At 38.2% G+C, this 8,024-nt stretch carries 10 protein-coding genes; all 10 read right to left on the minus strand.

Features of this window, described 5'->3' with window-relative positions; all coding sequences use genetic code 11:
• A partial coding sequence (locus tag BAZSYMA_RS09305; protein WP_143243197.1) for a helix-turn-helix domain-containing protein occupies positions 1-216 on the minus strand: 216 nt, incomplete at its 3' end.
• Between the two features lie 30 nt (positions 217-246).
• Positions 247-609 (minus strand): iron-sulfur cluster insertion protein ErpA, encoded by a 363-nt coding sequence (erpA, locus tag BAZSYMA_RS09310; protein WP_090718422.1) that lies wholly within the window; start codon positions 607-609, stop codon positions 247-249.
• Between the two features lie 11 nt (positions 610-620).
• Positions 621-1,658: an N-acetyl-gamma-glutamyl-phosphate reductase gene (argC, locus tag BAZSYMA_RS09315; RefSeq protein ID WP_090718425.1), complete on the minus strand. Its 1,038-nt coding sequence runs from the start codon at positions 1,656-1,658 to the stop codon at positions 621-623.
• A complete protein-coding gene (locus BAZSYMA_RS09320) occupies positions 1,655-2,149 on the minus strand; it encodes a hypothetical protein (RefSeq protein ID WP_090718429.1) in 495 nt (164 codons plus the stop codon). Before BAZSYMA_RS09320 ends, argC begins: the two co-directional genes overlap by 4 nt.
• Positions 2,121-2,801, minus strand: a complete 681-nt coding sequence (locus tag BAZSYMA_RS09325) for an AAA family ATPase (RefSeq protein WP_090718434.1) — start codon at positions 2,799-2,801, stop codon at positions 2,121-2,123. The genes BAZSYMA_RS09320 and BAZSYMA_RS09325 overlap by 29 nt, the downstream gene beginning before the upstream one ends.
• Positions 2,776-3,363, minus strand: a complete 588-nt coding sequence (locus BAZSYMA_RS09330) for an AAA family ATPase (protein ID WP_195910189.1) — start codon at positions 3,361-3,363, stop codon at positions 2,776-2,778. The genes BAZSYMA_RS09325 and BAZSYMA_RS09330 overlap by 26 nt, the downstream gene beginning before the upstream one ends.
• A gap of 1 nt (position 3,364) precedes the next feature.
• Entirely contained in the window at positions 3,365-4,714 is a 1,350-nt protein-coding gene (gene accC, locus BAZSYMA_RS09335) for an acetyl-CoA carboxylase biotin carboxylase subunit (protein ID WP_090718442.1), read from the minus strand.
• Between the two features lie 12 nt (positions 4,715-4,726).
• On the minus strand, positions 4,727-5,176 hold the full coding sequence (gene accB / locus BAZSYMA_RS09340) for an acetyl-CoA carboxylase biotin carboxyl carrier protein (protein WP_090718445.1): 450 nt from the start codon (positions 5,174-5,176) through the stop codon (positions 4,727-4,729).
• A gap of 3 nt (positions 5,177-5,179) precedes the next feature.
• Entirely contained in the window at positions 5,180-5,620 is a 441-nt protein-coding gene (aroQ, locus tag BAZSYMA_RS09345; protein ID WP_090718449.1) for a type II 3-dehydroquinate dehydratase, read from the minus strand.
• A 78-nt stretch (positions 5,621-5,698) separates the two neighbouring features.
• Positions 5,699-7,924 (minus strand): protein-disulfide reductase DsbD, encoded by a 2,226-nt coding sequence (locus tag BAZSYMA_RS09350; protein WP_090718452.1) that lies wholly within the window; start codon positions 7,922-7,924, stop codon positions 5,699-5,701.
• Positions 7,925-8,024: the final 100 nt, after the last annotated feature.

Below are 8,024 nucleotides of genomic sequence, written 5' to 3' on the forward strand. Positions count from 1 at the left end.
CATCTCTTCTGGAGGCTCTGGAAAGAAAAATAATGCTGTAGGGCGTTTATATTTATTAGCTAACTTTTCTAATTGTGGAAATGAGGGGCTGGATATGCCATTCTCCCAGTCTCGTATAAACTGAGGTTCTTTTTTAAAATGTGTAGCAATATCATCAAGTGAGAAGCCTGACTGTTCTCTCGCCCAAGTTAAAATTGTAGGATTAACGCCTTTCATAATTTAATTATGACTTGTTAAGACTTGTTCTTACACCGAAAAAGACGATCCACAGCCACAGGTGGTTTTAGCGTTGGGGTTGTGAATGATAAAACGAGAGCCTTGCAGGTCTTCTAAATAATCAACGGTTGCGCCAATTAAATATTGATAACTCATTGGGTCAACAACCAACTGTACGCCATTTTTCTCAACGCCAGAGTCCCCTTCTTTGGACTTATCATCAAAAGTAAATCCATAAGAAAAACCAGAACAACCGCCACCTGTGATATATACACGCAATTTTAAATTGTCGTTTTTTTCCTCTTGAATAAGATCGGATACTTTTTTAGCGGCGCTATCACTAAAAACAATATCTGCTGGCTCTAAGTTTTCTAAAGTTTGTACTGCTTCCATATTTTTCTCCCTTAAGGTGTCAATCCAATTTGCTCTAATCCTAACCACTCATCCATTCCAAATAATATGTTCATATTTTGGATAGCTTGCCCTGAGGCGCCTTTAACTAAGTTATCAATCACTGACATCACAACTAATTTATTACCATCAGGTGCTTTTTGCACGGCGATTTGACAAAAATTAGAACCTTTCACACTATGCGTCTCAGGCGAGTTTCCAGCACCTAACACGGTAATAAAATGCTCATCTTTGTAAGCACCTTCAAATACGGATTGTACATCAACCTCACTATTTAATAGGTCTACATAAAGTGTGGCTTGCATACCGCGAATCATTGGCACAAGATGTGGTACGAATGTCAAGCTCACGCTCTTGCCTGCTAATAGTGATAATTCTTGTTTAATCTCTGGATAATGACGATGCCCGCCAACGCCATAGGCTTTAAATGACTCGCTAACTTCGCACAATAAATTGGCTTGATTGGCGCCTCGTCCAGCGCCACTCACTCCTGATTTACAATCAGCAATAATATGGGGCAAATCAATTAATTTATTGTCAATTAGAGGCTTGAGTGCTAGTTGGATGGCGGTTGGATAGCAACCTGGATTGGCAATTAAAGCGGCATTTTTAATTTGCTCACGATTAATCTCACACAGTCCATAAACTGCCGATGACAATAAATTATCTTGCGTATGTTCTAAACCATACCATTTTTGATATTCGTCTTTATCATTTAGGCGAAAATCTGCACCCAAATCAATCACTTTAATGCCTTTTTCAATGAATGCACCCGCACCTTTCATTGCAACGCCATGTGGTGTGGCAAAAAATATCACATCACATTCATCTAAGGTTGCATCATCTGGTAAAGAGAAAACCAAATCACACTGCCCAGCCAAAGAAGGGAAAAACTCATCTACACGCTGTCCTGCTTCTGAACGAGAGCTAACTACAATCACTTCTGCCTTTGGATGACTGCGTAACAAGCGCAATAATTCAATGCCTGTATAACCTGTGCCGCCGATAATGCCTACTTTTATTTTATTCATAACTTAAACTTCTGACTGTTGAATTTAAACTCTTTTTTACCCGTCTCTGAATAAATTTGTGCTGAAGTTTCCTTATTTCGTATCCTTTGTTTGTTCATTTTCTTCTTAGTTAATGTTAACAAGACATATGAATATTTATCCGCCTTCAAAATATTTAAAAATAAATTAACAATATGTTTTGAATGGTCTAATTGTTTCTTTGATCTTGAGATTGTATCTCTATCTTTAGAATTTTTCAATTCACAAAGCAATACCTTCTTCTTGTCATGATCAACTAAAACATAATCACAGGCTTTTAAGTTTCGAATTGTTTTGTTACAAGGTTCAACAACTTTGTCTAATTTAAAATACTCAATTTCTTGACTTTCGTTTTTATCAAGTAAAACTGAATGTTTCTGCTGCTCTTCCCCAGCAATAATTACAGTTTCTTTGGTAACTTTTGTATCAAAAAAACTCTTAAATTTAGTCATTAATTCTTGCTTCCAATCCATCTCTAATAGTATTTAGATTATCAATCGCCTTATCCATACTTTCAACTTCTATGCCATATTGATCAATTGTGCATTCACTAACACCGCCATCTTTAGCAATATAGGTGCTAACCTTTTCAGGGTTAATAATATGCACCTGTTGATATTTATGTTTTTTCATAAATGAATCTTTGTCATCAAATTCATTACTTAGCATAATTAAATTATTAATCTCTAAAACCAAAGTATCACTATGCGTGGTGAGTAATATTTTTAAACCGTTGTTGATGCAATCGGCAATCAATTTGGCTAGCAACCTTTGTTTTGCTAAACTCAAATGACTTTCTGGCTCATCAATAATAATTAAATCACCTTTTTTTGCTTTATGCTTGAGAAAGAAATATAAATTAGACAAAGCACGCACTGAGGCAGAAGCAAGGTGTAATGGAATATCCATTTTATTGTCTTTTCTTTTATTGTTTAAAAATCTAATCTCAGTGCCATTGTGTTTTAATTTGCCATCAAACATATGTTCTATATGTGTTGACAAGTCCACCGTTAACTCTGATTTTGATTTTTGATGTCTTTCAATTGCACGCATAAAATCAATATTATCTTTAACAGGTAATGCATATCTTGATGTATGATCAAATAATATTTGCTGTATTTTCATCTAAATCTTTTTGAAATAAACTAATGCCCAATCTTTCAGAAACAGAAATAAAAATATTGGGAACACTGAAAATTTCTTTTAATATTAGATGGTTAACCATCCTAAAATCAATTTCATATTCGCTGTCTATTTGAATTTCAATAGATTCTTCGTTTATAGTTAGATAAAGCCAATCATCTTGACCAATTTGTCTTTTAATTTTTTTGTTTTTAACGAAGTCAATATTTAACAGTTGTATTTTTGGAGATAGTTCAGACTGACTTAGAAAAACTTCAGATGCCATCGTTTTAGCATAAGCGAGAGCAAGACTGTTTAAAATTTCCTCCTTGTTCAAATCCCTTTTATTGATTTTTATTTGCTTATTACCCAAAAAAGATTTTCGTTGCTCTTTGTCTAAAAATTCTATCCCCAGTGCAACATTCCCCCATTTGGATAGCAGGCCATATAAAGCATAAGCAAGATAGGTTTTTCCCGTGTTATTATCGCCAAAAATTAGCGTTAAATCATTAACTTTGATTTCCGCCGATTTTATGGGTTTAAAATTGTCTAATTTAAAGTGCACTTCAATGCTCCCCTAGCATCTTCTCAAGATAATGAATATTCATGCCACCCTTACGGAAAGTTTCATCTGCCATAATGCGCGCTTGCAACGGGATATTGGTTTTAATACCGTCAATTACCATTTCGTCCAAAGCATTTTGCATTTTGATAATCGCACCCAATCGAGTATCAGAAAAGGTAATCAGTTTGCCAATCATCGAATCATAATGCGGTGGCACGCTGTAACCGTTGTACACATGCGAATCAACACGCACACCTAAGCCACCCGCAGCATGGAATTGTGTAATTTTTCCAGGTGATGGCATAAAGTTATTTGGGTCTTCTGCGTTAATACGGCATTCAACTGCAAAGCCTTTAATTTTTACATCATCTTGCGTGAATGAAAGTTCTTGCCCGTCTGCAATCAAGATTTGCTTACGCACAATATCAATCCCCGTAATCATTTCGGTCACTGGATGTTCAACTTGCACGCGTGTATTCATCTCAATAAAATAAAATTTATCGTTCTCAAATAAAAACTCAAAAGTACCTGCACCACGATAGTTAATTGCCTTACAAGCATCAGCGCAAACATTGCCAATTTTGTGTCGCAACTCAGGTGTTATACCGGGTGCGGGCGCTTCTTCCACTACTTTTTGATGACGGCGCTGCATCGAACAATCTCGTTCACCTAAATGCACTGTATTGCCATGCTCATCAGCCAATATTTGTATCTCAATATGGCGTGGTGTGGTTAGGAATTTTTCCATATACACCTCTGGATTACCGAAAAAGCTCTGCCCTTCAGTTTTGGCAAGTTCAATAGCAGCAAGCAAATCAGATTCTTTTTCTACCACTTGCATGCCACGACCGCCGCCGCCACCAGAAGCTTTAATGATGATTGGAAAGCCAATTTTATTAGCAGTCGCAATATTTTGCTTATCATCTGTGCCAAGCCCACCATCAGAACCAGGAACACAAGGAACGCCTGAACCTTGCATAACCTCAATCGCTGCTACTTTATCACCCATTACACGGATATTTTGCGCACGCGGACCAATAAAGATAAACCCGCTTTCTTCTACTCGTTGTGCAAAGTCTGCACTTTCAGATAAAAAACCATAGCCGGGATGAATGGCATCTGCATGCGTTATCTCAGCCGCTGCAATCAATGCTGGAATATTGAGATAACTATCTGCTGATGGATGCGGACCAATACACACGGCTTCATCTGCCAAACGCACATGCTTGAGGCTTTTATCGGCCGTTGAATACACGGCAACCGTCTTAATGCTCAGCTCTTTACAGGCACGCAAAATACGCAATGCAATTTCGCCACGATTGGCGATTAAAATTTTATTAATTTTATTCATTGAGCAACAACCTTATTGGATAACAACCAAGATTTGGGCAAACTCAACTGCATCGCCATCACTGCACAAAATTTCAGTCACTGTACCGGATTGGTCTGCTTCAATTTGGTTCATAATCTTCATCGCCTCAACAATGCAAATAGTCTCGCCTTGATTAACATGCTGTCCAATTTTAACAAATGCTTCAGAAGTGGGTGATGCGGCGCCATAGAATGTGCCTACCATTGGTGAAGTAATTGGATGTCCATCAACAGTGGCTGGTGCGTCTGACGCTTCAGCAGTAGGCATGGCAACTGGAGCAGGCGCTATAGCCACAGGAGCAGCCATTTGTACAGGTGCGGCTACTGGTGCATCACCGTAGCGAGAGATGCGAACTGATTCCTCACCTTCTACAATTTCGATTTCTGCCATGCCAGATTCTTCTAGCAATTCCATGAGTTTTTTTACTTTACGAATGTCCATTTTTTAATGCTCCTTGATATATGTAATTGCGGCATCAAGTGCAAATTCATAGCCTTGTGCGCCAAAACCCGAAATTACACCTTCTGCGATGTCTGAAAAATAAGATTGCTTGCGAAATGCCTCTCGTTTATAAACATTAGACAAATGCACTTCTGTAAAGGCAATGTCTGTTGCTAACATTGCATCGCGCAAAGCAACAGAAGTATGCGTGAATGCCGCAGGATTAATAATGATATATTTTGTGCCGTTCTTACTAGCAGCGTGAACCTTGTCAATCAACCCAGCCTCTGAATTGTCCTGATGATGCTCAATTGATAGTCCTGCATCAGTAGCCAACGCACTTATACGAGCAACAATATCATCCAAGGTTTGCACACCGTATTGCTCTGGTTCACGCGTACCAAGCATATTTAGGTTGGGACCATTCAGCAATAAAATATCCATCTTTACGGTTTATAAAACATAAACGACCAATTTTACCACCAATATCGCCGATGTTAGGCATATTTATAGGTGTTTTAACTACTTTGAATTATTCAAATGTTTAAGGAAATCTTGTGCATTAATTTCACCGACGATACGCTGTGAACGATTTTCAACACCCGCTTTGAAAAATAAAATTCCTGGCGGGCCGATAATACTAAAACGCGCCATTAAAGCCTTATCAGTCGCATCATTGGCAGTAACATCCGCTTGCAAGGCAATAACATTTTTCATCTCGCTAACTACTTTAACATTTGAAAACACAAAGCGCTCTAATTCTTTACAAGAAATACACCAGTCTGCATAAAAATCCAACATCACAATTTGATTGTTGCCCTGTGCTTTGGCAAGCACACGGTCTAAATCATCACTTGATTTGATTTTTTCAAAAGCAATATGTGCTTTTTCTGCTTGAACGCTCGTGCCATAACCCGCCAATGGTGCTAACATATCGCCACCACCACGAGCCACTAAGCCCCATAACAATACACCATAAATTACTATCAATAAACCGATACCTTTAAGAATGCGTTGCCACGCAACAGTTGTGCTGGTAAAAGAATTTAGCGCACCCATTGCAATTGGCGACAAAGTAAACAGTGATGCCCACAATATCAACGACACATACGGCGTGATAATTCTATCAAGCAAATAAATTGCCACTGCCAACATTAAGATACCAAATACATATTTAACATTATCCATCCAGCCACCGGCCTTAGGCAGTTTACTGACACCAGCGCCCACTAACAACAACGGTGCACCCATACCCAAACTCAAAACAAATAAAGACAGCCCACCCAGTACAGCGTCACCTGTTTGCCCGATATAAATCAATGCACCTGCTAATGGTGGCGCCACACAAGGGCCAACAATCAGTGCTGATAAAAAGCCCATAATTGCCACACCAATTAAGTTACCGCCTTCTTGCTTGTTACTGATGTTGGTAATCTTATTTTGTAGACCAGACGGCAATTGAATCTCATAATAGCCAAACATTGAAAATGCCAGCGCCACAAAAATCGCACTAAATACCATCAGCACCCAAGGTGTTTGGAACAACACTTGCAAATTCTCACCAAAATAGCCGGCCAACACACCTGCCATTGAATAAGTAACACTCATAGCAAGCACAAATACAATCGACATAATAAGCGCTTTTCTGGTGGTTATCTCACCTTTTTGCCCAACAATAATGCCTGATAAAATCGGTATCATCGGGAACACGCAAGGAGTTAATGAAAGCAATAAGCCAAAACCAAAGAAACTTACCAATATCCATAAAATATTATCTTGTTGCAATAAAGCGGTAATTTTGTCAGTTTCATTTAATGACTCGCTGTTTGTGTTTGTAGCGCTCAGCACTGATTTTGGCAGTGTTTTAACAGAATCAGTTGCACTGCTTTCTGTTGCTTTAGATAGTGCAATATCTGTGCTTTTTTCCACTGGTGGATAGCAAATACCGCCCAACCAACAACCTTGGAACTTGGCAATAAAGGTAACTTGTGATGATTGAATATTGGTTAATGGAATATCAACACTGAACTCACCTTTGTGCACTTCAACTTTGCCAAAAAATTCATCTTCTTTAATTTCTCCCTTTGGAAAATTAACATCATCAAATTCTGCACCCTTGATATCAATGAAGAATTTGTCATGATAAAGATAATATTCTGGATGTATTTTCCAGCTAGCGCGCAAAGTATTAGTATCAATTGCGCTCACTGAATAGGAGAATGCCCTATCTGCAGGTAGTGGCTCGTCAGAGATTTCTATCGTCTTATCAACGATTGATTGCATGGCAGACTTAGTTTTAGATAGTACATCAAACGCACTATCAATCAGCGATTTATTGCTACTGCCAACCTTAAGTGTAGCCGACCTGGTCATGGGTGGATAGCATACACCTAAATCTGCACAACCTTGAAATTCAACATTGACAACAATAAGCTTTGACTCTCCCTCAAGTACAGGAACGCTAACCAAAACATTATCACGATAAACACCAACTTTGCCAAAAAACTCATCATTTTTGATTTTTGCAATAGGAAACTGTGCTTCACCTAAACGCTGTGAATGGTCTGAGACAATCTTGATTTTTTCCTTATAAAGGTAATAACCCTTGGCAATATCCCAGTTCAATAAGATTTTGTCATCAACAATCTCAGCCTTAAAAGCAAATGCCTTATCCGCAGGTAGTAGCTCATCCTGCGCATTGACAAACAAAGATGTTAATAAAAATAAAGATAATAAAATGTGTTTCATTCTCTCCCCTTTAGTATCGTAATATTTGTATATGTTATACGCTTAAGCATAGCAAGTAAACATTATTGACTAATATCAATCCCTTGCGCAAGTAATGCCT

Origin of the sequence: Bathymodiolus azoricus thioautotrophic gill symbiont (genome assembly GCF_001298715.1) — a bacterium.
GTDB lineage: Bacteria > Pseudomonadota > Gammaproteobacteria > PS1 > Pseudothioglobaceae > Thiodubiliella.